At 59.4% G+C, this 26,077-nt stretch carries 22 protein-coding genes, 1 pseudogene and 1 riboswitch; of the genes and pseudogenes, 15 read left to right on the top strand and 8 right to left on the bottom strand.

The annotated features are described in order from the left end of the window. Positions 1-16 precede the first annotated feature (16 nt). From NKI16_RS31240 to NKI16_RS31210, 7 genes and pseudogenes are all read left to right on the top strand, one after another. Positions 17-1,516, top strand: coding sequence for a Fic family protein (locus NKI16_RS31240; RefSeq protein ID WP_352924414.1), 1,500 nt, complete (start codon positions 17-19; stop codon positions 1,514-1,516). Positions 1,517-1,540: 24 nt separating this feature from the next. Further along, complete coding sequence (locus tag NKI16_RS31235; protein WP_352924412.1) at positions 1,541-2,140, top strand: hypothetical protein; 600 nt, start codon at positions 1,541-1,543, stop codon at positions 2,138-2,140. A gap of 67 nt (positions 2,141-2,207) precedes the next feature. Continuing rightward, positions 2,208-2,438, top strand: a complete 231-nt coding sequence (locus tag NKI16_RS31230) for a hypothetical protein (protein ID WP_352924410.1) — start codon at positions 2,208-2,210, stop codon at positions 2,436-2,438. 229 nt (positions 2,439-2,667) lie between these two features. Next, positions 2,668-3,492 carry a hypothetical protein gene (locus NKI16_RS31225; RefSeq protein WP_352924408.1) on the top strand — a complete coding sequence of 275 codons (825 nt, stop codon included), beginning with the start codon at positions 2,668-2,670 and terminating at the stop codon, positions 3,490-3,492. A gap of 913 nt (positions 3,493-4,405) precedes the next feature. Then, a pseudogene (gene glyA / locus NKI16_RS31220) lies at positions 4,406-5,744 on the top strand (serine hydroxymethyltransferase). Positions 5,745-5,798: 54 nt separating this feature from the next. Beyond that, the gene (gene metK / locus NKI16_RS31215; protein WP_352924406.1) at positions 5,799-6,974 is read left to right on the top strand and encodes a methionine adenosyltransferase; all 1,176 of its coding nucleotides are present in this window, start codon (positions 5,799-5,801) and stop codon (positions 6,972-6,974) included. A 109-nt stretch (positions 6,975-7,083) separates the two neighbouring features. Continuing rightward, the gene (locus tag NKI16_RS31210) at positions 7,084-8,076 is read left to right on the top strand and encodes an adenosine kinase (protein WP_352746514.1); all 993 of its coding nucleotides are present in this window, start codon (positions 7,084-7,086) and stop codon (positions 8,074-8,076) included. A 32-nt stretch (positions 8,077-8,108) separates the two neighbouring features. Here the strand turns inward: NKI16_RS31210 and NKI16_RS31205 are convergent, their stop codons facing one another. Continuing rightward, a complete protein-coding gene (locus NKI16_RS31205) occupies positions 8,109-8,771 on the bottom strand; it encodes a transposase (RefSeq protein ID WP_352542143.1) in 663 nt (220 codons plus the stop codon). Positions 8,772-9,060: 289 nt separating this feature from the next. Between NKI16_RS31205 and NKI16_RS31200 the strand changes: the two genes are divergently transcribed. Then, a complete protein-coding gene (locus NKI16_RS31200; RefSeq protein WP_352458261.1) occupies positions 9,061-9,312 on the top strand; it encodes an MFS transporter in 252 nt (83 codons plus the stop codon). Between the two features lie 62 nt (positions 9,313-9,374). Further along, the gene (locus NKI16_RS31195; RefSeq protein WP_352515945.1) at positions 9,375-10,208 is read left to right on the top strand and encodes a helix-turn-helix transcriptional regulator; all 834 of its coding nucleotides are present in this window, start codon (positions 9,375-9,377) and stop codon (positions 10,206-10,208) included. Between the two features lie 317 nt (positions 10,209-10,525). Here NKI16_RS31195 and NKI16_RS31190 read toward each other — a convergent pair whose 3' ends face one another. Continuing rightward, on the bottom strand, positions 10,526-10,780 hold the full coding sequence (locus tag NKI16_RS31190; RefSeq protein WP_352468275.1) for a hypothetical protein: 255 nt from the start codon (positions 10,778-10,780) through the stop codon (positions 10,526-10,528). Between the two features lie 555 nt (positions 10,781-11,335). Then, positions 11,336-11,536: riboswitch (cobalamin riboswitch) on the top strand. A 95-nt stretch (positions 11,537-11,631) separates the two neighbouring features. Between NKI16_RS31190 and metE the strand changes: the two genes are divergently transcribed. Further along, positions 11,632-13,968 carry a 5-methyltetrahydropteroyltriglutamate--homocysteine S-methyltransferase gene (gene metE, locus NKI16_RS31185; protein WP_352924423.1) on the top strand — a complete coding sequence of 779 codons (2,337 nt, stop codon included), beginning with the start codon at positions 11,632-11,634 and terminating at the stop codon, positions 13,966-13,968. A gap of 106 nt (positions 13,969-14,074) precedes the next feature. On the opposite strand, the gene NKI16_RS31180 is transcribed toward metE, so the two are convergent. From NKI16_RS31180 to NKI16_RS31170, 3 genes are all read right to left on the bottom strand, one after another. Then, entirely contained in the window at positions 14,075-14,218 is a 144-nt protein-coding gene (locus tag NKI16_RS31180; RefSeq protein WP_352924404.1) for a hypothetical protein, read from the bottom strand. Positions 14,219-14,326: 108 nt separating this feature from the next. After that, positions 14,327-15,229: a dihydrodipicolinate synthase family protein gene (locus tag NKI16_RS31175; RefSeq protein WP_352924402.1), complete on the bottom strand. Its 903-nt coding sequence runs from the start codon at positions 15,227-15,229 to the stop codon at positions 14,327-14,329. Between the two features lie 52 nt (positions 15,230-15,281). Further along, entirely contained in the window at positions 15,282-16,478 is a 1,197-nt protein-coding gene (locus NKI16_RS31170) for a trans-sulfuration enzyme family protein (protein ID WP_352924401.1), read from the bottom strand. Between the two features lie 110 nt (positions 16,479-16,588). On the opposite strand from NKI16_RS31170, the gene pdxR reads away from it, so the two are divergent. Next, a complete protein-coding gene (pdxR, locus tag NKI16_RS31165) occupies positions 16,589-18,094 on the top strand; it encodes a MocR-like pyridoxine biosynthesis transcription factor PdxR (protein WP_352924420.1) in 1,506 nt (501 codons plus the stop codon). A gap of 104 nt (positions 18,095-18,198) precedes the next feature. Here the strand turns inward: pdxR and NKI16_RS34170 are convergent, their stop codons facing one another. Beyond that, positions 18,199-18,432 (bottom strand): hypothetical protein, encoded by a 234-nt coding sequence (locus NKI16_RS34170; protein ID WP_502897644.1) that lies wholly within the window; start codon positions 18,430-18,432, stop codon positions 18,199-18,201. A gap of 116 nt (positions 18,433-18,548) precedes the next feature. Between NKI16_RS34170 and NKI16_RS31155 the strand changes: the two genes are divergently transcribed. Beyond that, positions 18,549-19,256 (top strand): B3/B4 domain-containing protein, encoded by a 708-nt coding sequence (locus NKI16_RS31155; RefSeq protein WP_352458254.1) that lies wholly within the window; start codon positions 18,549-18,551, stop codon positions 19,254-19,256. 1,038 nt (positions 19,257-20,294) lie between these two features. On the opposite strand, the gene NKI16_RS31150 is transcribed toward NKI16_RS31155, so the two are convergent. After that, complete coding sequence (locus tag NKI16_RS31150; RefSeq protein WP_352924400.1) at positions 20,295-21,350, bottom strand: cytochrome-c peroxidase; 1,056 nt, start codon at positions 21,348-21,350, stop codon at positions 20,295-20,297. 1,678 nt (positions 21,351-23,028) lie between these two features. On the opposite strand from NKI16_RS31150, the gene NKI16_RS31145 reads away from it, so the two are divergent. Then, positions 23,029-23,499 carry a Ros/MucR family transcriptional regulator gene (locus NKI16_RS31145; protein WP_023679671.1) on the top strand — a complete coding sequence of 157 codons (471 nt, stop codon included), beginning with the start codon at positions 23,029-23,031 and terminating at the stop codon, positions 23,497-23,499. Between the two features lie 227 nt (positions 23,500-23,726). On the opposite strand, the gene NKI16_RS31140 is transcribed toward NKI16_RS31145, so the two are convergent. Continuing rightward, the gene (locus NKI16_RS31140; protein WP_023679670.1) at positions 23,727-23,939 is read right to left on the bottom strand and encodes a cold-shock protein; all 213 of its coding nucleotides are present in this window, start codon (positions 23,937-23,939) and stop codon (positions 23,727-23,729) included. A gap of 344 nt (positions 23,940-24,283) precedes the next feature. Here NKI16_RS31140 and NKI16_RS31135 point away from each other — a divergent pair, with 344 nt between their 5' ends. Continuing rightward, entirely contained in the window at positions 24,284-24,538 is a 255-nt protein-coding gene (locus tag NKI16_RS31135) for a hypothetical protein (protein ID WP_352452611.1), read from the top strand. Between the two features lie 962 nt (positions 24,539-25,500). Next, positions 25,501-26,077 (top strand): M16 family metallopeptidase (locus NKI16_RS31130; protein ID WP_352924398.1); only part of this gene is annotated, 577 nt, incomplete at its 3' end.

Genomic DNA, 26,077 nt, shown 5'->3' with positions numbered 1-26,077 from the left:
TTGCAAAGGCACGGCCATGGCCAAGCCCCATGAAAAACTCGCTGAATCACTGGCCGTCCTCAAAGAGCTGCAGGAGGGTGGGCGGCGCATATTCAAGTCAGATGAGCTGACCCGCGTCCACCGGGAGCGGCTGCTGCAGAACGGGTTCCTGCGCGATGTTATCAAAGGCTGGCTCATGTCGACCGGCCCGCAGGCACAGCAGCAAGACACCACCTCCTGGTACGCGAGCTTCTGGGAGTTCTGCTCCCTTTACTGCAATGACCGGTTCGGCAAGGACTGGTTCCTGTCACCGGAGCAGTCGCTGCTTCTGCACGCGGAAGCGCCCACTATTCCGCCTCAGGTGGTGGTGAACACCCCCAAAGGCACGAATAACAAAATCGACCTGCTGTTCGGCACTTCGCTCTATGACCTCAAGGTCAAGGAGATGCCGGCCGAACTGACAGAGAAAAACGGCCAGCGCGTGTTCACTGTCGAGGCCGCCCTTACCCGGGTGCCGGAAGCGTTCTTCCAGCGCGCCCCTATCGAGATGCAGATCGCCATGGCGTCGGTGCGCGACGTATCAACCGTTCTGGCCCTGCTGCTTGATGGCGGCCATTCCGCCGTGGCGGGACGGCTTGCGGGGGCCTTCCGTCGCGTAGGACGCGACTCCTTTGCCGATGAAATCGTGGCCACCTTCAAAGCCGCCGGCTATGACGTGCGCGAATCCGATCCGTTCGCGGGACAAATTGGAGTGACAACCATTGCGGCGGGTGTACCGCCGTTGGTCGCCCGCCTGCGCGCGATCTGGCAATCGCAGCGCGAAGCCATCATCGAGATATTCCCGAAGGCACCCGGACTGCCGTCCGACAAAGACGCCTATATGAAGTTCGTCGAGGATATCTACGAAAGCGACGCCTACCATTCGCTGTCGATAGAAGGGTACAGCGTCACCCCGGAACTCATCGACCGGGTGCGCGAGGGGAGCTGGAATCCGGAGATTGATGAAGAGGACCGCAAGAACCGGGATGCGCTTGCCGCGCGTGGCTACTACCTCGCATTCCAGAAGGTCAAAGACTCTGTTGCCGCGATCATCAACGGCAAGCCAGCCGGCGCGTTGACGCGGGACACTCACCGGGAGTGGTACCGGGAGCTGTTCGCGCCGTCAGTGACCGCCGGCATCCTCAAAGCCAGCGCGCTTGCGGGATATCGCAATCACCCTGTGTACCTGCGCGGCTCGCAGCACGTGCCGCCGCGTACCGAAGCGGTGGCCGATGGTTTGAATGAGCTGTTCGAGCTGCTGGAGGCGGAGAAGGAGGCCTCCGTGCGTACCGTGCTGGGGCATTGGCTTGTGGGCTATGTGCACCCCTATCCGGACGGCAACGGACGGATGGCGCGGTTCCTCATGAACGCGATGCTGGCTTCAGGCGGTTACCCCTGGACAGTCGTCAGAGTCGATGACCGGAAGGATATGAATGTGAAAACGTTCGCCGCCTTTCTCGCCGAACGGGTGAAGTGGTCTATGGAGAAGGCGGCGTGAGGTCGGTGGTGTGCCATGTTCAACTTGCTTGTCTCGGGCCACGGCGAGTGGTGGGAAACGCCGCCGTTCACGTCAAGCATTGACCGGTTCAAGGAATATAGCGGCGCCGAGGCCGAGGCTATCGACCTCGCGCGCCCTGAAACATTGCGCCGGCTGGAGGAAATCCCGGCGCTGTTGATGTACGAAGTCGGGGCGGGAGGCCCGCACGCGCGGGTGGTCCGGCACGGCCGCATACGCAATATCGTTCGGCGCGGACACGAACTGGCCTTCACCTTCGAGCCCGATCCGGAACATGCCTTTCTCGACCGGTCAGCGGTGTTGAGAATTGCGGACCGGCTGGGCATTCAACAGTTCGAACAGCACCGTACGCACTGGGCGATCAAGGATGGTGACATTCCGGCCGAGCTGATTGCCACCGGCACCGCTGAACGGGCGCAGCGCACCGTTGCCGTGGTTGCGGCAGAATATGTTGGAAGCGCGCCGCGAGGGACGAAGGAGAGAAGCTGCCGAACTGGCCGAAGAACTGGAGGATTTTCCTCCCCTCGCTGGAGAAAGCACTGTCGCTCGTGCCGGCGCGTATCCTTCAGCAGCCGACACCCGAATTATACCCGATCCTTGGGATAGAGCCCGGCACGCCCGAAGGCCGCAACGCCGTCGTGGCGTCGTCGCAAGGGGTCACAATGGGCAGGACTTGCCTGCCGACTGGTCTTATTCGCTGGCGTGGTTCCTGGACCTTTACGGCAGCGCGACGGAAGCGGGGCGCCTTGACGGCGCGCTGGCCCAATGCGCAATGCATATGATCGCGCTCGGCACTGGCGAGGGAGAAGCCGCCGCCCCGGTTGAAGATATCGGCTACGCACTCTGGCGCTGTTCGCGAAGCCCGAAACTTATCGGCGATCTGCGCCGGGAATCGCTGAGATAGCGCAGGAGGTTTTGTCGCTTACCAAAATCAACTGGAACTCGACCCAAATCAACCAGAAGCTTCCCATTCCCATTCTAGCAGCCAGAAGAGTGGGTGAGCTTTTGAAATATCTATCCGAGGAATCGATAAGCTCAGACTATCGCAAGTATACATAGTTTTTTCTGTTATATGGTCTGCTCGGCTGCAGGCAAAGAGTCCCGGATAAACTTCAGCACGAAAGCAGAATTGAATGAAGGTGGGCTACACGGAGTTCTCATTTGGGTATGCCTTCACCGAAAACCTTATCCGGTCATCGTCAGCCGCACCTGTAGGCGCGCCGGTCTTTCCAAACCTCATACAGGAGGGGCATTCTGGCTTTGACATCCGCATCAATTTCCCAGGGGTTCCGCTGTTTTTCCAGTACAAGCTTCCGGAGCTGATGAAGCGAGGAACTGCGTTTGAGATTGCGAGCGGACATTGTCCCGGTTTGTCGATACCATTTTTTCGGATTGCGATGATGCGCAGGGATGTGTCGCGTCAGCATGAACTGCTTCTTCGGCTTGAGGCGGGCTATCCGTCAAACGTCTTCTATGCGGCTCCTTGTATTGCAAACATCAGCGATTTCGACCGCTCTTATAATGGAGCAACCGTAGCACGGCAGTCCATTTTCGTCTCACCAGGGGATATTGGGCCCTTGCCAGACGACAAAGCGCACAGCCTTGCCTATAAACCTGGACTGGCAACTGGATATTTTTGCTCGAAACCCAAGCCCACCAAAGTTCAAACATTTGATGATCTCGCTGCGCTCTTTAAGGAGCAGTTCGCCGAGAAGCGTTTTGCGGAAGTCGGCGAGGCGGCGCGTGAGATGCGCGAAAACGTACTTGAGCTTGCTTCGCCGTCAATGCGGCAAGCCGAACAGCTCATTGCTGAACGGGTCGGCGCGAGACGCATTCAGATTCTAGACGGCGCAGCCAGACCGCCCGAGGAAGAGCGCGCAGTCACTGACATTCTCGTAGCGCGGGAAATTGCGCGTGTCGATCTTGGCGTCGACCTGCTGGTGGCCCAACCACGCTAACGACATCATACCTCGCTGATTAGCCCTCCTTTTGTCTAGGCCACAGTTATGAGACTACGAACTACTTGGCCAGGAAGAAGATCGGATTGAAAGCGAACCTTCCTTGTCATCTTTGCATCACGGTCAGTCTGCACGAGATTGACCGCTGCAAGCCGGGAGCAAGACCGGGCTGCGCAAACGTTGCAACAGATCCTTCAAGGAAATTCATAGACTCTTAGCAACTCCGGTTCGCTGTGAATGGTAGGCTTATTGCAACGTTTGAGTCAGTGGGGTCCGAACCGTGGCTTATTCTCCGACCCGCCGAACTGCGTGCAATTTCGGCTAAAGGCAATGGCAAGAAGAGCGCCCATCTTGTTTGTTCGACACAGCCATATCGGCTCAAAACAGTATCTTCACGGCCACCGAGATTGTCCGGTCGGTGGACAAGCAACCATATTATTTGGTTCGAAAGCTGCAACATCTGTGGAGAACGCGAAATGACAAATTCAGTAGGACGAGTGCCCAGGCTTTCCAAGTGGCTTGGTCGTGACCAATGCTGACACTGGTCAGTCGCCTACGGACGGCAGCGCATTTAGATCGCCTTCGAATTCTAGGCCTTTGCGCGCACGCGGACCTAACTGTCTGCCAGCTAGCGGAGATTCTGGGTCTGCGTCGTGAGCACGTTGTGCGACACGTTCGGCTGCTGGCCAGAGCCGACTTTCTTTACTGCAACGAACAACGTCCGTGGTGCTCGTACAATCTCAAAACAGGAGGTAAGGACGGCGGGCTGGTTCAATTGTTGGTTGATCTCCTGCCCCACGGCGATGGCTATCACAAACGACTTCAACGGCTCGAAGCGGTACGAGACACGCGGCCGAAGGGGACCGCATGCTTGACCGTGAAATAGGTCATCCAATTGGAGCGCGAAGCTACCATGGACAACTCCGCCGACGGCGCGATCGCACAGCCCGACACCTACGGGCAGTCTTCCTTGGCCGCGGTTGATTGCCGCGTTCACGAACTGCTTCTAAGACAGGAGCGGCAGGAGCGGACGACCCTTAAGCTCATCGCCTCAGAGAACTTTGCGTCCTCGGCCGTGCTGGAAGCGAACGGCTCGATTTTCACGAACAAGTACGCCGAGGGGTACCCCGGTGCGCGCTACTACGCTGGAAATGAGATCGTTGATGAGCTTGAGAATCTAGCCATTGAGCGCTTGAAAACACCATTTGGCAGCGAGCATGCCAACGTCCAGCCTTATTCCGGCTCGCCGGCCAACCAGGCTGTCTATCGTGCGCTTTTGAGCCCCGGTGACAAAGTCATGGGCTTGCCCCTTCCGGAAGGGGGCCATCTGACTCATGGTTGGGCCATCAACTTTTCCGGAACTGACTATCAACGCGTCCCCTATGGACTAGATGAAAAGACACAGCAGATTGACTATGACCGCTTGCGCGAGACAGCCAAGCGGGAACGGCCGCGGCTCATTTGGGTCGGCGGAACTGCTTACCCGCGTGTCTTTGACTACGCGGCAATGGCAGAAATCGCCCTGGAAGCGAGCTCTTATCTCGTAGCCGACATTGCGCACATCAGCGGCCTGATTGCCGCGGGAGCGCACCCGAATCCCGTGCGCCATTGCGACGTGGTCAGCAGCACCTCCCACAAATCGATCCGCGGTCCCCGCGGTGGTTTCATTTTGTCCAGGAACGAAGATCGCTATCAGGCCCTGTATCATGCAAAGAGCAAATACAATCTCGCCAGACGAATAGACCGGGCGGTCTTTCCTCACCTGCAAGGCGGGCCCCACATGAATGCCATCGCTGCGCTAGCAGTTGCCTTGCACGAAGCCGCGAACCCGTCCTTCCGAAGCTACGGCCAACAGACCGTCAAGAATGCCAAGGCTCTTGCACAGGCACTGATCGAGCGAGGTTATGACCTGGTTACCGGGGGGACGGACAATCACATGCTGATCCTTGATCTGCGCGATCGACCACTATCGGGCAAGGCCTATGCCGAGCGGCTAGCAAAGGCAGGCATCATCACAAACTTTAACATGGTGCCTGGCGACCCGCGGGATCCGGCGGTCACAAGCGGAATTCGCCTGGGGGCGCCAGCAGTGACGTCAATGGGCATGCGCGATGTGGAAACCGTGCAAATTGCTGGCTTCATTGACTCCGTCCTCTGGCGAGCCAGACGACGAAGATCTCCATGCCTCCCTGCGAAGAGACGTTGCCGATTCGTGCGCTGCGTTCGAGGTCCCGGGCATCCCCGACAGGTAAGGTGGGCTAAGCAACATGCCCCATACAACTCCAACACCCGAAGCGAGGCATTTCATGGCTAGGCAGTTCGTGTTCTCTTCCGAATCGGTTGGCGCGGGACACCCGGATAAGTTGGCCGACAACATCTCGGATGCCATCCTCGATGCCATCCTCCGCACCGATCCCAAGGCGCGCGTCGCCTGTGAAGCGTTGGTAAAATCAGGGATAGTCGTTCTGGCTGGCGAGATTACCAGCGATGCGCGGGTGGATTATAGCCAAGTTGCGCGCGATACAATTCTCGATATTGGATACGACGATGAGGCCGTCGGCTTTGACGGCCGGCGTTGCTCCGTCGTTCATGCACTCACCGAGCAATCGCCCCACATTAGCCAGGGCGTTGACGAGGGACGAGGGCAGGACCTCCAGCAGGGAGCGGGAGATCAGGGCCTCATGTTCGGCTACGCATGCCGCGAAACCGATACCTTGATGCCTTTGCCGATCCAGCTCGCTCATCGCTTGACGAAACAACAGGCAGATGTCCGGAAAGCACGACAGCTTGGCTGGTTGCGTCCTGACATGAAATCCCAAGTCTCAGTGCGCTATGAGGGGTTGCGCCCGGTCGCCCTGGATACCATCGTCGTATCGACCCAACATGACGAGCAGGTCTCGCAAGAGACGGTCCGCGAGGGCGTCATTGAGGAAATCATAAAGCCTGTCCTGCCGACCCACCTGGAGACGGAAGGCATCAGAATTCTGGTCAACCCGACGGGGAGGTTCGTAGTCGGCGGGCCGCGCGGCGACTGCGGTCTCACTGGACGCAAGATCATCGTCGATTCCTATGGTGGGATGGGTCGTCACGGCGGCGGCGCCTTTTCGGGCAAGGACCCGTCCAAGGTTGACCGCTCAGCTGCCTATGCGGCCCGGTATGTCGCAAAGAATATCGTCGCTAGCGGACTTGCGGACGTCTGCGAGGTGCAGCTTGCTTACGCAATCGGCGTGGCCAGTCCGGTTTCTGTCATGGTCAACACGTTCGGAACAGCGAGGGTTGAGGAAAGAAGGATCGAGCGCCTCATTCTTGAGTTGTTCGATCTCAGACCGAAGGGCATTATCAAGATGCTTGATCTCTTACGCCCTATCTACCGCAAGACCGCGACCTATGGCCATTTCGGCCGTGAAGAGCCTGATTTCACGTGGGAGAAGACAGACAGGGCCGACGAATTGCGTCGCGAGGCAGGACTTGCCGCCCCGTGAGGGCTGGCGCCGAACCGATTGGCAAGCGGAAAGCCCATTCCCACTGGCCAGACCCGCCGGCGGCCGGCATGCCAGAAAGCCGGTGGGCTTTTGGCGGAGACATGAATTGATGCCGGACTATGACGTGCTTTGTATCGGGAATGCCATCGTCGACATCATCGCCCAGTGCGACGAGGCGTTCCTGGAGACGAACGGCATCATCAAGGGCGCGATGAATTTGATCGACACGAGGCGCGCCGAACTGCTCTACAGCCGCATGGGCCCGGCCATCGAAGCCTCGGGCGGCAGCGCCGGCAACACGGCGGCGGGCGTCGCCTCCTTCGGCGGCCGCGCCGCCTTCTTCGGCAAGGTCTCGAACGACGCGCTCGGCGAAATCTACGCGCACGACATCCATGCCCAGGGCGTCGCCTTCGACACCAGGCCGCTCAGCGGCGAGCCACCGACGGCGCGCTCGATGATCTTCGTCACGCCGGACGGCGAGCGCTCGATGAACACCTATCTCGGCGCTTGCGTCGAGCTCGGCCCGGAGGACGTTGAGGCCGACAAGGCGTCGGGCGCCGCGGTCACCTATTTCGAGGGCTATCTGTGGGATCCGCCGCGCGCCAAGGAGGCGATCAGGCAGACGGCGAAGCTCGCCCATGCCGCCGGGCGCGAAGTGTCGATGACATTGTCGGACTCGTTCTGCGTCGACCGCTACCGCGACGAATTCCTAGAGTTGATGCGCTCCGGCACCGTCGACATCGTCTTTGCCAACAGCCACGAGATCAAGTCGCTCTACCAGACCGCGTCGTTCGACGAGGCGCTGGCGCAGATCCGCAAGGATTGCAAGATCGCCGCCGTCACCCGCTCGGAAAAGGGCTCGGTGATCGTGCGCGGCGACGAGACCGTGACCATCAATGCGACCAGGATCCGCGAGCTGGTCGACACCACAGGCGCCGGCGACCTCTACGCCGCCGGCTTCCTCTACGGCTACACGCAAGGCCGCAGCCTGAAGCAGTGCGGCGATCTCGGCTCGCTAGCGGCCGGCCTGGTCATCCAGCAGATCGGCCCAAGGCCACGCCAGAATTTGCGCAGAGAGGCCGAGCAGGCGGGGCTGCTGTAGGTGGCGAGCCAAGAACCAGCTGCCCACCCTCCTTAATCCAGCCCGAGCCTTTTCTTCAGTTCCGCATTCTCCTTGCGGAGACGATCGGCAAGCAGGCTCTTTAGCCGCTTGTTTTCTTCCTCGAGCGCGACGAGATCCTTCAGCCCGTCACTGTCCGCCGCAGGCGCCGCCGCCTTCTTCCAAAGATAGTATGTCTGTTCCGAGATGCCGGCTTGCTTCACCGCGCTCTTGAGAGTAGCGCCGCCGCCGATCGAGGTCTCGATCTGCGCCAGCTTCTGGGCACGATCCTTCGCGGAGTAGCTCTTTCGGCCCGTTCGCGCTGACGGCGGTGCTTCAGTGGTCGCGGATATCGGCTTGGCAGGCGCGCTCGCCTCAGCTTCTGGCTTCCTCGACCGCCGCGCTCTCGTCTTCGGTTTTGGCGTTTCCGTTTTGTCTGCCGGTTCGCTATGAACTACTGCTGACTCGGTCTCCAGGGGATTGGCCATGAAATGCTCCACTCGCGGTTTGTGCAAAGGTTCAGCATCAAGGGCCACTACAGTAGAGTCAACAAGCTGACGATTTAACGGCTCGACTTCCTTTGTTGTCTCGGCCATCGCCGCGGCGATGTCGAAATTGCCCCAGATGGAACGTGCGGATTTTTGATAATTGCGCTTTTGTTTGATTTCCACGGTGAATGGTCGCGTCTGCCGCCTCATAGTTCCTTCCTGAATAGGAGAATGAAGTCGCCGCTCGAATTTTTTGGCGCTTCCTGCTTAGCGCGGAGCATTATCGTATAGCCGCTCAACGGGCAAGTGATGCCGGTCTTCGATGGCTGACCATCTGGGGAGATTTGAGCGGCTTCGCACGTCCTGCGCATGCCTGTAAGGCCGCCAAGTTTTCTGGGTTAGCAGGCGCGCACTGTGGCAGCTTGGCTTGTACGGCGAGGCCATGGTTGAGTGAGGCGAAACAAATCCAGCCCCGCGGTCAATCCCGAGGCTTCCCACAATGGCGAAGAGAACATCTTCACTCGTTCCTTTTGAGCACAAGACCTTCCGTTCGCTATGGTCGGCTGCACTCATTTCGAACCTTGGCACCCTAGTGGAAGGTGCGGCGGCAGCTTGGCTGATGACGAGCATCGCAGCAGTAATTTTTGATCGCCCATTCGTGCTGTGTACCAGCCCTGTGTCTTGCGCAAGTGGTCACGAACGGCTGCCGGAGCCTCGAAGACGCCCTAAAAACACATGCTGCGATTTTTGAACACGCTTGACGTGTTAGATTAATTCATCCACGATGCGTGTGTTGAACACGCGAGGTGAGTTATGAACATGAAAGAGCTTAGGGTTCGACTGGGCATGACTCAAAAAGATTTGGCAGAGCAGATGGCAACAACGCAACAGACTGTGGCCCGTTGGGAAACAGGCAAAACGCAGTTGAACGTCGAGCAGATCAAGGACCTTTGTCTCACGTTGAAATGCACGGTCGAGGAGCTGCTGGGCTGGAAGATTGATGTCGAGGAGTGGCGCACGAGCCCGTTTGCAATTGCCGATGCCGAAACGCGATACGGCACGCTCAGAATCAAGACGACTGTTGGCAGCCGCCAATATCCTATCGATGAAAAGGCGCGTGAATCGATTTTACGTCAGTTGAAGGAACTTCATAATCTGCGCAGAAATAACACAAGCAGGCCATGGCTGTATTGTTGGAGCCTTGACAACAAAATACTCTTGATAAATCCGCAATATGTCCGCACCATTGAGCTTATCGGTGACGATGTAGAGGAGATGCCAGAGTATTATCATCCAGAAATCTATCGGGCTTTGGATGACTGGGATAAGGGTGAGGTTTCAGGAAAGCTGAAGAAAGAATGCGATGCCATCATCGCAGAGATGGGTGATCAGGAAGCCGTGCGCATGGCCTCCTATGTTCGCGTCACATATGACGACGGAGAAGATGAGTGGAACTTCTTGGATGAAGAAACCGCTACGACTTTCTTCGGATTGGAAGCTGCGACCTTTGACGTTCCCCAGTGTAGTTTCGCCGAAGTGGAGGAGGAAGGTTACTACCGAGCGCGATACGCCAACCTTGATCGCGTCGCGGTGATGGAGGTTCCAAGCGACCGTTATCACAGATTGACCGCGCCCGAGGAAGCTTAGAACCATCCACGAAGGGCGCATGTTACATCTCGACCTTGCGTGGTGCGTTTTCAGTACGAGATGACGTTAAGCGTAGGTAGTGGCAGGTAAGAGTGCTCGACCAGAAGCTCAACTGCCTCCTCAATATCGCTGCCGATGTGCCGCAGGACACGTCCACGGGAGCGTGGATAGGCGTGAAGTTCCTGCACTCCACGGTCCGCTCTCCCATCGCCGGTGTGTGCCCGACGCCATCTTGTGGACGAGCTTGGCCGCCTGCACCCGGTTGTATTCCGGCTTGCGGTCCGCCTGGGCGGTCCGCCGCGATGGCTATCTCCATGTCAATCGGCGCCGAACTTTGACTGCCCGCTGCTTTTGATGAATTTGGCGAGGTCCCGCGCATAATCACTCTTGGTCTTCTCCTTGAGGCCCTGTGTCGCGAACTTGTGGTCCAGCAGGGCAAACAGGTCCAAGTCCCCTTCCGCCTGTGGCGCTGGCTTGCCCTCACCGCCCTCGGCTTCCCAATTGGGGACCGCTTCTGCGCGCTGCACCGTGGCGATTGTCCGCCCAAGACGCATCACAAGATCGAACGCCAAACCGTGCGCGTGCACGACGATTTGCCGCTCAGGCCTCATTTGGACAGGACTTGAGCTAGCCCGGTGGTTTGAGCCGGGTTACCTTGAGCCGGTGGGCTGCGAACAAGCAGTTCGAGACATTGGCCTCGATCACTTCGCAACACGCCGCTGCGCCTGGCCTCGGTGTGCTCCCCCCGAAATCGTTGTGTCATATCACCGAGGGCATCACGGCCAACAGCTTCCACATGGGCAACAGCCTCGCCATTGAGCCGAATATGGTCGCGAGCAGATCACCAACGAAGCGGTCGGAACCTCGGAGCCGAAGTTCGACGCCGAGGTGGTTCGCGTGATGCGCTAAGCAGCACCACGGCGCTTGCCGGTATGTTTGCTGCCGGCAGCCGACGAACTCCTATCCTCCTGGACAAGGGCGCCGTGCGTCATTGCTTTGATTTACCGGCCGCTCAAGGCTTCCACAGTTTTCGCTTTCGAGGCGACCTTTGGAACATGCCAACGGAAATTTAACATAACGACATAAACATTTCTTTATGCGGCGTTGACAATGAAGCGAACTGCTGTAATTGTCTCCCGCGTCGTGGTTCTCCGTACGGCGCTGCCGCAGCGGAGCTAAGAGGGAAGCCGGTGCGATGCCGGCGCTGCCCCCGCAACTGTTAGCGGCGAGCCAACCCCACTCATGTCACTGAGGCGAATAGCCTTGGGAAGACGGGTAGAGGCTATGACCCCGCGAGCCAGGAGACCTGCCACGGCGAATTACGTCCACGGGCGGGGTGTCTCGGTGGCCGCTGCAGCCTGGCGTTCGTGCCGGCCTGCTAGCGCCTTCCTTGTCACCGACGCCCCAACCATCGGGGTCTGGCATGACTATCTCTCAGCAAATTCCTGTAGCAACGCTCGGCGTGCCCCGCTTCGGTCGTCGGCGAGAACTGAAATTCGCGCTTGAAAGCTACTGGTCCGGAAAATCGTCCGCTGCCGACCTTCTCACGACGGCGAAGGCGCTCCGTGCCGCTAGCTGGGAGGAGCAACGCGATCGCGGCGTGTCGAAAATCCCGTCGAACGACTTCTCGCTTTACGACCATGTGCTCGACACCGCAGCCATGGTCGGCGCCCTTCCGTCCCGTTACGGCTGGAATGGCGGCGAGGTCCCACTCGACATCTACTTCGCTATGGCGCGCGGCAACCAAGGTCAGACGGAGGATTGTGGGCACGGTGGTCACCAGCATGCGGCTCATCGGACTGGCGTAACCGCGATGGAAATGACCAAGTGGTTTGACACCAACTATCACTACATTGTGCCGGAACTCAACGATGATCAGACGTTCGCCCTCTCGTCGACGAAACCGGTCGATTACTTCATCGAGGCTAAAGCTCTCGGCGTTCACACACGCCCAGTCATCCTTGGACCGATCACCTTCCTCAAGCTGGCGAAATCGCCTGCCGAAGGATTCGATCCCATCGCGCTCCTACCACGGCTTCTGCCCGTCTACGAGCAACTCCTGCGGAGCTTGAAGCTGTCGGGTGCCGATTGGGTGCAGATCGATGAGCCAGCGCTTGTCCTCGATCTGAACCCGAACGAACGAGCTGCGTTCGAATTCGCCTATGGCCAGCTGTCAAAAGCCGCGCCCGAGTTGAAGATCATGCTGGCTGCCTATTTCGGGCCGCTGGGAGACAATCTCGAAACCGCGGTTTCTCTGCCCCTGGCCGGGCTGCATATTGATCTCGTGCGCGCTCCCGAGCAGCTGGAAACGGTGGGTCGGCTCGCACCGAAGGATCTGGTGCTCTCGCTTGGCTTGATCGATGGCCGCAACGTCTGGCGTGCGAACCTGCCCGCCATTCTCGACCGCATCAAACCGATCGTCGCCGGCTGGCCCTTGGACCGCGTCGAGATCGCGCCTTCTTGCTCGATGCTGCATGTGCCGATCGACCTCCGCATGGAGACGGAACTCGACGCGGACATCAGGTCGTGGCTCGCCTTCGCGGCCCAGAAGACCGACGAGTTGGTGTTGCTTGCCCGGGCCCTGTCCCAAGGCAGGGATGCGGTGGCAGGCGCGTTGAAAGCGTCTGCCGAGGCTGCCGCCACTCGCGTGACATCCACGAAGATCCATGACCCGCTGGTTGAGGGGCGGATCGCCAGCATTGACGACAGCATGAAGCGACGAGAGAGCGCTTTTGCCGAGCGCTCCAGAGTCCAGGCCGGCACGCTCGGGCTGCCGCCGTTCCCGACGACGACCATCGGGTCCTTCCCGCAGACGCCGCAGGTACGCAGGGCGCGGGCCGCTCATGCGAAGGGCCAGCTGAGCTATGTCGACTACGAGACCTTCCTGAAGAAGGAGATCGAGGCTGCAATTCGCTGGCAGGAAGAGATCGGGCTGGACGTGCTGGTGCACGGTGAGTTCGAACGAAACGACATGGTACAGCATTTCGGCGAGCAGCTGTCCGGCTTCGCCTTCACCCAGCATGCCTGGGTGCAGAGCTATGGGTCGCGTTACGTGCGCCCCCCCATCATCTTCGGCGACGTATCGAGGCCCAAGCCGATGACGCTGCGCTGGTGGCAATTCGCCCAGTCGCTTACGGAAAACCCTGTGAAGGGAATGCTCACAGGCCCGGTGACCATTCTCAACTGGTCTTTTGTTCGCGACGACGTACCCCGCTCCGAAGCATGCCGCCAGATCGCGCTCGCCATCCGCGACGAGGTGACGGATCTCGAATGGTCCGGCGCAAGGATGATCCAGATCGATGAGGCCGCGTTTCGCGAAGGATTGCCACTGCGCCAGTCTGACTGGAAAGACTATCTCGACTGGGCTGTCGAATGCTTCCGGATCGCTTCAACGGGTGTAAAGGACGCGACTCAAATCCATACCCACATGTGCTATTCGGAGTTCAACGAGATCATCGACGCGATCGCTGAAATGGATGCGGATGTCATTTCGATTGAGACGTCGCGCTCGAAGATGGAACTGCTGGACGCCTTCACGAGCTCCAAATATCCGAACGAAATCGGTCCCGGAGTCTACGACATTCACTCACCGCGCGTCCCGGAAGTCGGCGAGATTTCGGATCTCGTCATGCTTGCCCGCGAGCGACTGTCGGATTCCCAACTGTGGGTAAACCCGGACTGTGGCCTCAAAACACGCAAATGGGAGGAGGTCCGCCCTGCCCTGATGAACATGGTCGATGCAGCACGTGCGCTCCGGTAGAAAGTGTAGGCCGGAGGGTTTCCTGGTTGCTCACCATGTGGTGAGTGACCGGCTGCCGCATGTCGGCCGTGAATGTGCCAAACGCGATCACATCCTTTGAAATAAGTCACTCGAGCGAGAATGTGCACTTTCCTTCGGCACGTGTATTAATCGCGCAGGAGTAAAGGGTACCGTTTTCTCCCTGTGACGTGTCGAGTTCGAAGGGGATGTGATTGGCGTCGAGACCGCTCCGGCCATGGGTTATCAGCATGCCAAGTGCACTGTTCTCGATCAGTCGTAGCGGACTTCTCGGCTCGGTTCATCGAAATGCGCGGGTACATACATGACAGGTTCCTTCGCTGGCCGCCGGGTTCGCTATTCACCGGTTGACATCCGATGGCAAGCGTTCCAACGCGGCGGCGATCTGGCGCTTCGCTGCTGAGGGCAGAGGCAGGATGGGACGCGGGGGGTCGGCACGGCAAATGTCGAGCAATTCGGCAAGTGCATAGACGACGCGAAGGCTCGAGAACTCCTTGAAGAGGCTCCAGAGCGGCGCAAGCGCGGCATCGATCCGTCGCGCTTCGGCCGCATCGCCCTGCTGCGCCGCTGTGACGATCTTTGTGCAGACCTCGGGCAGGATGCCCGCGAGGACGCTGTACCATGTGTCAGCGCCAGCGATCATGGCCTCTGCAGCGTTCCAGTCGCCGCTGTAGCCGATCGAGAACCCTTCCGGCACAGTGCGCCTCTGGTCGGCCAGATGGCTCTTGATCGCATCGCCCTTGTCTGTCGGATTCTTGATAGCGACAATCCCACCCACCTTTGCCAGGCGGCTGACGAGTGCTGGGGTGAAATGGAAATGCGTCGTTCCTGGATTGTCGTAGACGACGATCGGCAGGCCGCTCTCGCACGCCACCGTCGAGAAATGTTCGAACACCTCGTCATCAGTGAGCGGGGTGTAGGAGGCGGCCGCAAGCAGCCCCGCGGCTGCTCCAAGGGCCTTGGCGTCCTGCGCGAACCTCACTGCTTCATCGGTGCGCAGCGCGCCCACACCCACCACGACCAGCGTTCGCCCGGCGATTTCGTCCAAGGTCTCGGCAAGCGTCCGTCGCCGTTCCTCGCGCGACAGATACATGTAGGTGCCGGTGCTGCCGAGAAGACCGATGGAATCGACCTGAGCGGTGCCAAGCCGAGCAATCAGCCTGCGCAGGGCAAGGGTATCGACGCGGCCGTCACGATCGGCGGGCGTGATGGGAAACGCGGAAAGACCGCTCAGGAATGCCATGGCAAGGCTCCAGGTTTGTGCGTGAGCGCAGGACTGGCCGGAGGACAGGTCATCACAAGGCGTCCAGAGCCCGCCGCAGGTCGGCGATTAGGTCATCGACGTCTTCAAGACCCACCGAGAGACGCATGAGGTCCTCGCCGACTCCATCGGCCAGATGCGCATCCTTGCGGATCGGCTGACGAGCACGGGTCAGGCTTGCCGGATGATAGATCAGGCTGTCGGCATCGCCGAGGCTGACAGCCCGGGTGATCAGGTTTAGCCGGTCCATCATCCGCCGCGCGCCCTCTAACCCAGCGTGGAGGCCAAAGGCCAACATGCCCGACCCTTGGGACATCTGCTTTCGCGCCGTCACCTGATCAGGGTGCGAGTCGAGGAAGGGATAACTCACCCATGCCACCGCCGGGTGCGCCTCGAGCGCCCGAGCCACCGCAAGGGCCGTGGCGCTGTGCCGTTCCATGCGCAGCGTGAGCGTCTTCAGACCGCGCAGGATCAGGAAGGCTGACATGGGCGAGAGCGCTGCGCCGGTGATGTAGCGCAGGCCCGTTTCGTGCAGCGTGCGGAGCGTTTGCGCGTCGCCCAGAATCGCCCCACCAAGGGCATCGCCGTGCCCATTGATGTATTTGGTCAGCGAGTGGAGCACGAGGTCTGCCCCATGTTCGAGCGGCCGCTGGAGCGCGGGGGAGGCGAAGGTGCTGTCGACTGCAACCTTTACACCGCGCGCGTGGGCGCGCTCGGCAATGGCAGCGATGTCGAGGATGCGGCTCAGCGGATTCACCGGGGTCTCGAAGAAAACAAGCCGGGTCCGCTCGGTGATCGCGGCATCGAGATTGTGAGGATCGGACAGGTCGACCGCGACGACCTTGATGCCGAAGCGGGGGACCGCCTGTTCGACCATGGCAAGCGTGTTCGCATAAAGCGTCCTGTGGACGATGAGTTCATCGCCTTGGGACAGGAGCGACAGGATCAGCGTCCCGAAAGCCGCCATCCCCGAGGCAACGACCAGACCTGCCTCGGCTCCTTCCAGATTGGCAAGCCGTTGTTCTAGGATCTCCGTCGTCGGATTGTATTCGCGCGCATAGAGCCTTCCGCCAAGGGCGGCGGCGGCCTCGTTCGCTGCCACGCTTTCGAATCCATAGGTCGAGGTCAAGAAGACTGGCGGCTGAACGGCATTGGAAAAGCCGGCGGGATCGTAGCCATGATGGATCGCCCGAGTGGCGAATCCGGGACCGGTGTCGTTGAGCGACCGCATGAGAGCATCGGTTTCCGATTGATAGGAGCGGGTCATTCGGCCTCTAAGATCTTGCTTGGGTTTCCGAAAGATTGACGGCAAACTGGCCAATGTGAAATATCCAGTTGGCGATGAATGAAATGGTCCAGTCTTCAAGTGCCGGTTCTGCAGGTCGCACGCACGCGATGGGTGCACGCCAGATCTACGAGGCTCTTCGCGAGCAGATCCTCGGAAGTGTCTACGAAACCGGCAGTCAGCTGCCGTCCTCCCGAGGCCTCGCAAATGACCTTGGGGTTTCGCGAACGACGGTGACGGTCGCCTATGAGCAACTGGCTGCGGAAGGTTTCATCGACGTCCGTCAAGGCGCACGACCCCGCGTTGCATCTTCGTTGATCGGTCCTGGGACAAGCCGCACGCCTGCGAAACGGGTCGGCCCGGTTCTTCTGTCCGCCTATGGGGGCCGACTGCGCGTCACGCCGCCCTGGCCGGATTATCTGCCGACTGGGCTGAAGGTCGATTTCCGCTATGGCGACCTGGCGCCGTCAGACTTCCCCGCATTGGTCTGGAAACGTGCGATGAACGAGGCGATGGGGCAGCGCCCGTTGCGTCTTGCCTATGAGGATCCGCGCGGCTCGCGCCGGCTGCGCCAGGCGCTCCAGGGCTATCTCTGGCGCGCCCGAACCCTGAGCTGCGACCTCGAGCAGATAATCATCGTCAACGGTTCGCAGCAGGGCCTCGACCTGTGCGCGCGCCTGCTTCTCGATCCCGCCGACCGCTTTGTCATCGAGGACCCGTGCTACAGGATGGCGCGTCAGGTCTTTGCCAGTACGGGTGCCTCGCCCATCCCGGTCACCGTCGACGAGGACGGGATGAAGACGGAGTTGCTGGCGGGGATCGGGGCGCGACTGGCCTATGTCACGCCATCGCATCAGTTTCCGCTGGGCGGCGTCATGCCGATCGCGCGCCGCCACCAGCTTCTGGAATGGGCGCGGCACAACAACGCCTATGTGATCGAGGACGACTACGACAGCGAATATCGCTACGACATCAATCCGGTCCCTCCGCTGCACAGTATCGAGGACCACGGGGCTGTCATCTACCTCGGCACGATCTCCAAAACGCTCTCGCCGATGCTACGCATCGGCTACCTCGTCGTCCCGCCGGAATTGCAGGAGGTCTTCGCAACCGCCAAACAATTCGCGGACCGGCATTCGCCGGTGGCTGAACAGGAGGCTCTGGCCTCTTTGATCGAGAGTGGCGGCTACGAAAGCCATGTGCGGCGCGTGCGCAGGCTGAACGGCGAGCGTCGGGGGACGTTGTTGGGCGCCTTGCGGCGCAGCTTCGGAGATCGCATCGCTGTCCAGGGAGCAGATGCCGGTCTGCACGTCGCCGTTTGGTTCGACGAACTGCCGCGATCGCGGGAAACGACCCTGGTCGAAGCCGCCCGAGGCGCGGGCCTGGGGCTACACCTGATCTCGCCCCTTTACGAGCGGCAGTCGGACGAAGGCCACATCGATCGCATGGGGCTTGTCATGGGCTATGCCGCCTTGAGCATTCGGCAGATCGAGAAGGGCGTTGAGGTCCTGCGAGCGGTTGTCAGGCAGGTACAAGACGCGTTGCCGGGACACGGTGGCTAAAACGGCGGGGACGCGGCGTGCTGGCGAGGAAACCGACCCTTGGGCTGAACCGCGTTTCGTTGCAAAGCCAACTGGACTGGGAAAACGCCATACCATGCTGTTGATCAGGCCAGTTTGGCGGCAGATTTTCGTGCGAGACGAATTTCCGAAAGCGATGCATGACCCGGCAAGGAAAGCTGCTTCACATCCATATCGCGCCCGCTGCCTCCTATGAAATGGAGGATCTGGCGGAGCCGTAGCTTGTTGCCGGCCGAGGCGGGCTCGAGCACCCGCAAGAGATAATCGACGATCTCTACCAGGCCTTGTCCACGGCCGAACGATGGAATTATCCAGCGCATGGTGCGGCATGCACCATGCCGATGCCAGAAGATCTGGACGCTCGACAAGCACCTTTCTTCAAACATTTCCCGAACGACCCGCAGCGCAAAGCCTCCCCATGAGAAAAGAGCATCCCATGTCTTTCACGCCATTGATTGCCCCCGAGATCAAGGCCCGCTACCCGGATTTTCATCTGATCAGCATTGTGGTGCGGAACGCTGAAATCGACGTGCCGGATGCACAGGCGTTGAACGACACGATTGCGGCGGCGGAACAGGCGGCGCTTCGCGATGACGCCCAAAGGGACGCGCATCTTGCGGCGTGGGCCGTTGCCTACGAGGCTTTCGGCACAAAGGCCAATCGAACGCCGTGCTCGGCCGCCGCGCTTCTCAAGCGGGTGCGGAAAGATGGCTCTCTCCCGCGGATATCCCCACTGGTTGATGCCTACAATGCCGTCAGCGTGTTGTATGGCGTTCCGATTGGCGGGGAGGATCTCGATCTCTACCAAGGGGTCCCGAGACTTTTAATTGCGAAGGGAGCGGAGCCATTCGACACGATCCAGCAAGGTGAAATGGTAACCGAGCATCCTGAACCGGGCGAAGTCATCTGGTGCGATGATGCCGGTGTCACGTGCCGCCGCTGGAACTGGCGGCAGGGGCGGCGCACCATGGTCACGGTCGATACCCGCGCCATGTGGCTCGTGCTGGAAGCCCTCGGCCCAATGTCAGCTAAACAGATGACGGCCACCGGAGAGCATTTGATGGGACTTATCCAAGCGTTGTGCCCGGGTGCGCGAATCGAAACCGCGCGAATCGACGAGTCCACTACATCTCGTGTTCCTTAGGGCATGGCCCCATCTTTCGGAGAAACACCCCACTCAGCCCTGTCCGGATCTGGCGCTCCTTGCTCGCTCCGCTGGCCTACACAGTTGATTGCGAACGACCCAGAACGGCTCTCGAAAACGAGCGTCGAATGAAATCAGATCACTGCTTGTTCTCCCTTAGCGTTGTTTGGCGTACTTTTATCGCGATGCCTTAGTGGGGATGGTCCAAATTGCGCAAGCTCGGTCGAGTGATCGCGGAGAAGCTTAATGTCGACTACATCGAAATTCATGGAGCGGTACGGACAACGGTGCGAACCCGGGACGTCGTCCCGGTGTCGTCAGGCTCTCCCGTCCGACTGAGCCTCAGTTTTCTTCACGGCGCGAATACTCCTGAGGCCGCCCGGATTCTCGTTAAGAGACAGCTGCCGCTCAGGACGGCCCACGCGATACTCACGGAGATGGTCGTGCAAGGCGTTCGTGACGGTTCCTTGCGTCGACGACCTATTGGCACTGAAAATGAACTGTCGTCCGCAGGCGTGATCGCGAAGGTTCATGCGCCGCGGCCGATAAGTGTTCGCGAAGTCCGGGATCGCACGAAGCTCTCTCAGGAGGCATTCTCCGTGAGGTATGGCCTCGATCTGGCAACGCTTCGAAACTGGGAGCAAGGTCGCTCGAAACCGGATGCAGCGGCGAATACTCTCCTTTGGACCATCGCCCGGAATCCGGAAGCAGTCGAAGAATCGCTGGACATAGAGGACGGAGTGGCTGCCCCTTCGCCCTAAGGGGGCCGATCACTTCGGCGCGCGGCAATTCGGCCGCCAGCGCGATGGCCGGCCGCCGCGCGGTATCGACAGCGCGCGAGCCTCATGCGTCAGACGCCTTCCTTGGCATGTCGCACGCCAGATCCCAAACATGATTCCATCGCAACGAGCTGGTGACGGAAGCAGTGTCTGCACTTTGGAAACGAGCCATTTGCGTTCTCATGGACGTCGCGACTCGTCTCGTCCAGTAAAAGTCGCAATCATTGTCAATTGCGATGTTCCGCAGTCAGCTGGCCGTTTATTTTCCTAAGATCTGCGTTACAGGCCGGGGCGTTGTCGCCGTTTCGGCGGGTAAAATGGGATAGGCGAGCTCGGGTGCCTTTCCGGTCAGCGAGTTGAGGAAGGCAACAAGCAGGTCGACTTCTTCGTCCGCCAGTACCACGCCAAGCTGGGTGGTTCCCATGATGGCAACGGCCTGTTTCAGATCCCAAACCTTGCCCGAATGAAAGTATGGCGCGGTGAGTGCAACGTTGCGCAGCGGCGCCACGCGGAAAACATAGGAATCGTCGGCAATATTGGTGACCGCAAATCGGCCCTTGTCTTTTTCCGGCAGGACCTCGGCGCTGGGCTGTTCCACGAGGCCGAATGGGTAATAGGCTTCCCCACCAACGTTGATACCGCCATGGCAGGACGAGCAGCCTTTGTCCATGAAAAGCGCCAGGCCCTGTTTCTGTTCGGAAGTCATGGCGGCGTCATCGCCATTGAGGAAGCCGTCGAAGGGGGCCGGCGTGACCAGTGTCGCCTCGAAGGCTTCGATCGCCTTGGCGACGTTGTCGAAGGTGACGCGATCGGCTTCAGCCGGAAAGGCTGCATCGAACCAATCGACATATTGCGGCATCGACTTGAGGGTGGCGATGACTTGACCCGGTGTATTGGCCATTTCGACGCCGGCTTGGACCGGTCCCTTCGCCTGAGCCTTCAGGTCTTCGGCACGACCGTCCCAGAACTGGGCGATGTTGAAGACAGCGTTCAGTACAGTCGGCGCGTTGCGCGGTCCCTTCTGCCAACCATGGCCGATCGAGGTTTCGTGATTGTCGTCGCCGCCGGTGGCCAGGTTGTGGCACGAGTTGCACGACAAGACGCCTGACGCAGAGACGCGTGGATCGAAGAACAGTGCCTTGCCGAGAGCGATCTTTTCCGGGGTGATCGGGTTGTTGGCGACTGCCGGCGTGGTGGGTGGCAAAGCCTTGAAAGTAGCCATTGCCGTTTCTCTGAGGTCTGCGGGGATCGAATCCGCAGCAAAGGCGGTGGCTGTCAGCAAGGGGACAGCCATCGTACTGAATAGGATTTTCATAAATGATCTCGCTGCGTCGTGCACGCAGCCACTCTGGGATATGCGGCTCATGAACGCCCTGCGCTAGATCAGTTGCGGGAGAGGACCGGGTGGTCTGACACCTGTTTTTGCGGCAGAGCTTGGACCGTCCCGGAATTGAACGCTCTTGTCGATTGGATTTCAGGGAGGCGGAGGATCGCTGCTCGGCAAGCGGCGGCGCCGGAGCCCGGAGCCGTGCTTCGGTTCTCTCTGCGCCTTCTACCATGAAGAAATCGGGGCCACCGTGTCGGATTCGGTTTGGGGCCGGTTATCTGTTCCGCAGCAGGTCCTGCTCGACTTCCGCCTGCCTTCGCCAGATCGACGTGGGCCCAAATCGATCCGCGATCGCGTCTTGTAGCACCCTTTGCGGGACAATCTTATTTTCGACTGTGGAGGGCCGTTTGGGGTGAGCGAAATTAAACGAATTTCAAAGTGCACCCGAGTAGCTGTTTTGATTGGCTTGTGAGGCCTATAGCCTCCATCGAGCGAATATTGGCAGACGACGGAGCACAATTTTGGCTTCGTTTATCATCTTGCTTCAATGGGACAACTGCTTTGCGATCATTACACGGTAATTTACCATCATGAATTTGAGGGAACCAAGTCCCACGCAGTGATTTTTACACCGGAATCGTTGCAGTCCTGTCGCGAGAAGCTGATTTACAAATACAACAAGATATAACATCGCCACAGCGCGCAAAATATTGTTTATTCTCTATACTACGCTCCAGACGCCGACGAAATCTCGATACAATAACTTCGTCGGCGTACCCGCTCCAGCCTCACACACGACTGCGACGCCTATACTTGCGCTTTTCCACAGCTCGACATGCAGGCAGCGAGCCATTGCATCGCGGAGGTTGCATCTTCCAATATGGCGACCTGTTTCGCAAAGCGGAAAAAAGTCTTGCGCGCTGCGCTCGCAGGTGTCCGTTGTATGCATCAAAGCACGCCCTGAGGACGGCTTCGTAGATCCGGTCTCTGCGATCTTCTGGCCCTTCGTTGAGGAAAATCGATAGCATCCGCAGGACTGGCAATCTCTTGCACGATGTGCGCTGGACGTCTTACGAAAAGTGGGCTGCTGAAAGTCCCTGAGCTCATTCGTTCCTCCCGACCTGCTGAACCGCTAGTTTGCGTAAGGCGCCTCCTCTACACCCGCCCACCATTGCGGAATGTGTTGTCACAGCGATAGCGGTTCAATAGCAAAGCAGCGGCGTGATGTCCTCGGTTTACCAGCGGTCCAATTCCTAACATCCTGCTGCGAGAGCGGCTCACCGGATGAATCTACATCGTTTCGACCAACTGCGAATCAACGCTTGATAGTTCCTCCACGCGCCACCAGGAAGCGGCCACTGCTCTGCCACCGATTTCACAGCCAAAGAGAGGATGGCGAAACAGGAATAGCCCGCTTCGTTTCGAGATTACTGGTCATTTTGGCGCAAAGCTTACGGCCGAGACGCGCCTGAAAATGCGCAAGCACCGCGGCAGGTCGCCAACAACGGAACGCATCAACGGTCATGACGGCGCGATACTGCGCTATAGATCTCGCTGCTGGACGAGCATCGCAATAATCCTGTCGAGACCTTGGTTGCTTTCAGCGGAGACCGCCACTATGAAGCGACGCTTCGCCGACTGTGTTTCACGCCGCCTGGAGAGTTTCATGACAGAAGAAGCCGAAAAAAACATCGACACCCTCATCGAGCTCACGGCCGATGTCGTCTCAGCCTATGTCTCCAACAATCCGATCCCGGTGGGGGATCTCCCTGCCCTCATCGGCCAAGTGCACGCGGCTCTGAAAGGGACGGCGGAAGGTGTCTCTGCAAAAGAGCCGGTTGCCCTTACGCCTGCAGTCCCGATCAGGAAGTCGGTGACACCGGACTACATCATCTCCCTTGAAGACGGGAAGAAATTCAAATCGCTAAAGCGCCATCTGTCGACCCACTATGGGCTGACGCCGGATGGATATCGGGCCAAATGGGGCCTACCGGCGGATTATCCCATGGTCGCGCCGAACTACGCCGCGGCGCGCTCGTCATTGGCCAAGACAATGGGGCTCGGCCGCAAACCGAAAGCGCCGGAAGCGCCGGAGCCGGCGCCGACGAAGCGAACCCGCAAGAAGGTCGCGGCTTGATTTCGGCAATTGAGATTCGTTCTGGAGCGTTGCAGCCATCGGCTTAATCTGCGCGTCATATAAAAAGGCGGGGCCAACCCCGCCTTCCTTTCAAACAACTTTGTTTCATGAGGAATTCGCGACGCCTGCAGCAATCTGCTGCCCTCAGTTTTTGCTCGCTCCTATCGAGCGGCCGTGAGGACCTCCGGACCTACGCGCCCACTCTTGCCAAGACGCAGGAGAAAATTTCAACCAGCTTTGCTGAGGCTGCCAGCGGAGGATTTGCCGGTGCGGCGATCCTGCTCGATCTCATAGTTGATCTTCTGGCCGTCAGCGAGGGTCGAGAGGCCCGCGCGTTCGACAGCGGAAATGTGGACGAAAACATCCGGACCGCCATTGTCGGGCTGGATAAATCCAAACCCCTTGGTGCTGTTGAACCACTTTACCGTTCCAGTCGGCATATACGTGTTCCTCCTTAACAATTGCAACGTGGGCAGGCCATCAGGCCTGCCCGACTCATAGCCGAGACTTGGGCGCAGCAAAAAGCGAAAAATTGTTAAACCCCGATCAGCTGGCGCACTCCATTTTGGCCGTAGTCGCCAGCAAGCAGTGTCCTACACACCGCTCGAGCATGGCCGGAAGCGCCCGATCCTTCCAACGCTCCTCAGCGCCACGTCTATGGCTGGTGCTTGGAGGCACGGGACGTAAGGCCGACCGCTGCTCGTGCCGCCAGGTCAAAGGCCTGGTGGTTCACGGAGCTACCTTCGTGCATAACGGCTTGGCAAGCGCTTGAAGGAGTTTCGAATTGGATTGTTTCAAGAGGGTCGAGGGGTTAATCGATGCCACCAGCGTGGAAGCGATCGATAACGCGCGCGTTTTGCTGGACCAGTTCAAGGGCAAGTCAGAAACAATCGCCCAAGCAATCGACGACTTCCTACTTGATTTCATGACCTTGCTGTTTGTGGTAGAAGCTACCCGCGAGCGGTTCCACAATCCGGCGAGGCGGTTGGCGCGTATCAGATTGAGCAGGATCAGGCTGTTACTCACCCGATGCTCTTGACCTAAGGGACCACGCCGCCAGCGATGCGTTTGCAGCCGCAAAGAAGGCAAAATCTGTTCGCCGGCAAACCGAGCACAGCCAGGCGGTATTTACGCAGATGAATTCGATCGCGACCGCCAAATTCTCCTGTTTGGTACCCAGCGACGACGGCAAGCGCGGACAGCTTCCGTGCTGCTGTCCTCCAGCGACAAACGTGCCTGCATGCCCCCATCCACGGCGAGCTCGACGGTTGTTTCTTACGTCTGACCAAGGTCCCGCGCAAACACTCCCCTTTCCTTTCGCGCAGCAACTCATCAGGCTCAACGGCCTCGCGGCAGGCGCATTACGCCAGAAGCGCGACCGCATCGTTTTTTCCCGCCCGAGTCCTACGATCTTCGTTTTCCAGCGCCTCGCGGATATCCCCAACTTGCCGATTTTTGGATCAGGTCCGTCCTAGCGCGCGAGCAGGCTCCGGGTTTGAGTTGGCTGGGCTGCTCACGCCTCTGCCCTTCAGCATCGACCCGGTCTGGCTGTCGAGGACAGGGTCCCGCTGGGGCGGCCAACATCTCCATTCTCACCGTCAGTGCAGCGGCCATTCGAAGCGCATCCTATACCCCTCCCCGGCAGCGCGCCCAATCGTCTTCCGAACGAAGAAGATATTCTCAGCCGCGCGCGTCGCGTTCGGCCCTGTCCGATGTCCGACAATGTCGGATGCGCAACATGGCAGAGCCCTATTTGTCCACTGCCTCGAACGGTTTTCTGATCTGGCACGGTGCATGCTTGGTCATCCGCAAGGCGTCGCGGACCAAGGAGAATCCCGTCCCATGATCACCTCACCGAGAAATACTCCCGCAGGTCTCCTGGATCCATCCAAAGATGAGGCTCGAGTAAGGCCTGGCCCCGTGAAGAGCTTATTCATCTGGCTCGCCGCTGCCCCCCGATCCTCCCACGCGGGGAGACGGGGACGCAGCGACTTCATCAAAATGAGGAACAAATCACTTTGCCTCGAACCTTGCCTTTCGACCAGCCACCACAACCGCAGCCATCGATCGTCCCCCTGGCTGCGCAGGGCGTTCATTGCCACCGCGCTGGCCCTGGTGACGACCGCTCCGGCTCTGGCCGCCACAGACGGCGGCAAGGTGACGGATTTCCTGCTCGACAACGGCATGGAAGTGGTCGTCATCTCCGATCACCGCGCGCCGATCGTCACTCATATGCTCTGGTACAAGATCGGCAGCGCCGACGAGCCACCCGGCAAATCCGGTCTTGCCCATTTCCTCAAGCATCTGATGTTCAAGGCGACGACCAACCACGCCGCCGGCGAGTTCGACCGAGCCGTCTCAGCCATCGGCGGCTACAATAACGCCTTCACCGCCTATGACTACACCACCTTCCTCGAGACGGTGGCGCCCTCGGCGTTGGGTGAGATGATGGGCTTCGAGGCCGATCGCATGTTCAACCTCATCCTCAACGACGATGATATCAAGACCGAGCGCGACGTGATCCTGGAGGAGCGCCGTTGGCGCAGAGAGACGAACCCCCATGCTCTGCTGGACGAGG

The sequence above is a fragment of the Mesorhizobium sp. M0698 genome, from assembly GCF_040320455.1.
Classification (GTDB): Bacteria; Pseudomonadota; Alphaproteobacteria; order Rhizobiales; family Rhizobiaceae; genus Mesorhizobium.
Note: the sequence above shows the minus strand (reverse complement) of the source record. Positions and strands in the feature narration are given on the sequence as shown.

Coding starts and splice junctions, on each gene's coding strand:
- NKI16_RS31200 (WP_352458261.1), top strand. CDS start 9,061: ATGGCGAAGAGAACATCTTCACTCGTTCCTTTTGAGCACAAGACCTTC.
- metK (WP_352924406.1), top strand. CDS start 5,799: ATGGCTAGGCAGTTCGTGTTCTCTTCCGAATCGGTTGGCGCGGGACAC.
- pdxR (WP_352924420.1), top strand. CDS start 16,589: ATGAATGAAATGGTCCAGTCTTCAAGTGCCGGTTCTGCAGGTCGCACG.
- NKI16_RS34170 (WP_502897644.1), bottom strand. CDS start 18,432: ATGCGCTGGATAATTCCATCGTTCGGCCGTGGACAAGGCCTGGTAGAG.
- NKI16_RS31175 (WP_352924402.1), bottom strand. CDS start 15,229: ATGGCATTCCTGAGCGGTCTTTCCGCGTTTCCCATCACGCCCGCCGAT.
- NKI16_RS31150 (WP_352924400.1), bottom strand. CDS start 21,350: ATGAAAATCCTATTCAGTACGATGGCTGTCCCCTTGCTGACAGCCACC.
- NKI16_RS31180 (WP_352924404.1), bottom strand. CDS start 14,218: ATGCTGATAACCCATGGCCGGAGCGGTCTCGACGCCAATCACATCCCC.
- NKI16_RS31145 (WP_023679671.1), top strand. CDS start 23,029: ATGACAGAAGAAGCCGAAAAAAACATCGACACCCTCATCGAGCTCACG.
- metE (WP_352924423.1), top strand. CDS start 11,632: ATGACTATCTCTCAGCAAATTCCTGTAGCAACGCTCGGCGTGCCCCGC.
- NKI16_RS31205 (WP_352542143.1), bottom strand. CDS start 8,771: ATGAGGCGGCAGACGCGACCATTCACCGTGGAAATCAAACAAAAGCGC.
- NKI16_RS31195 (WP_352515945.1), top strand. CDS start 9,375: ATGAACATGAAAGAGCTTAGGGTTCGACTGGGCATGACTCAAAAAGAT.
- NKI16_RS31240 (WP_352924414.1), top strand. CDS start 17: ATGGCCAAGCCCCATGAAAAACTCGCTGAATCACTGGCCGTCCTCAAA.
- NKI16_RS31155 (WP_352458254.1), top strand. CDS start 18,549: ATGTCTTTCACGCCATTGATTGCCCCCGAGATCAAGGCCCGCTACCCG.
- NKI16_RS31140 (WP_023679670.1), bottom strand. CDS start 23,939: ATGCCGACTGGAACGGTAAAGTGGTTCAACAGCACCAAGGGGTTTGGA.
- NKI16_RS31225 (WP_352924408.1), top strand. CDS start 2,668: ATGAAGGTGGGCTACACGGAGTTCTCATTTGGGTATGCCTTCACCGAA.
- NKI16_RS31170 (WP_352924401.1), bottom strand. CDS start 16,478: ATGCGGTCGCTCAACGACACCGGTCCCGGATTCGCCACTCGGGCGATC.
- NKI16_RS31210 (WP_352746514.1), top strand. CDS start 7,084: ATGCCGGACTATGACGTGCTTTGTATCGGGAATGCCATCGTCGACATC.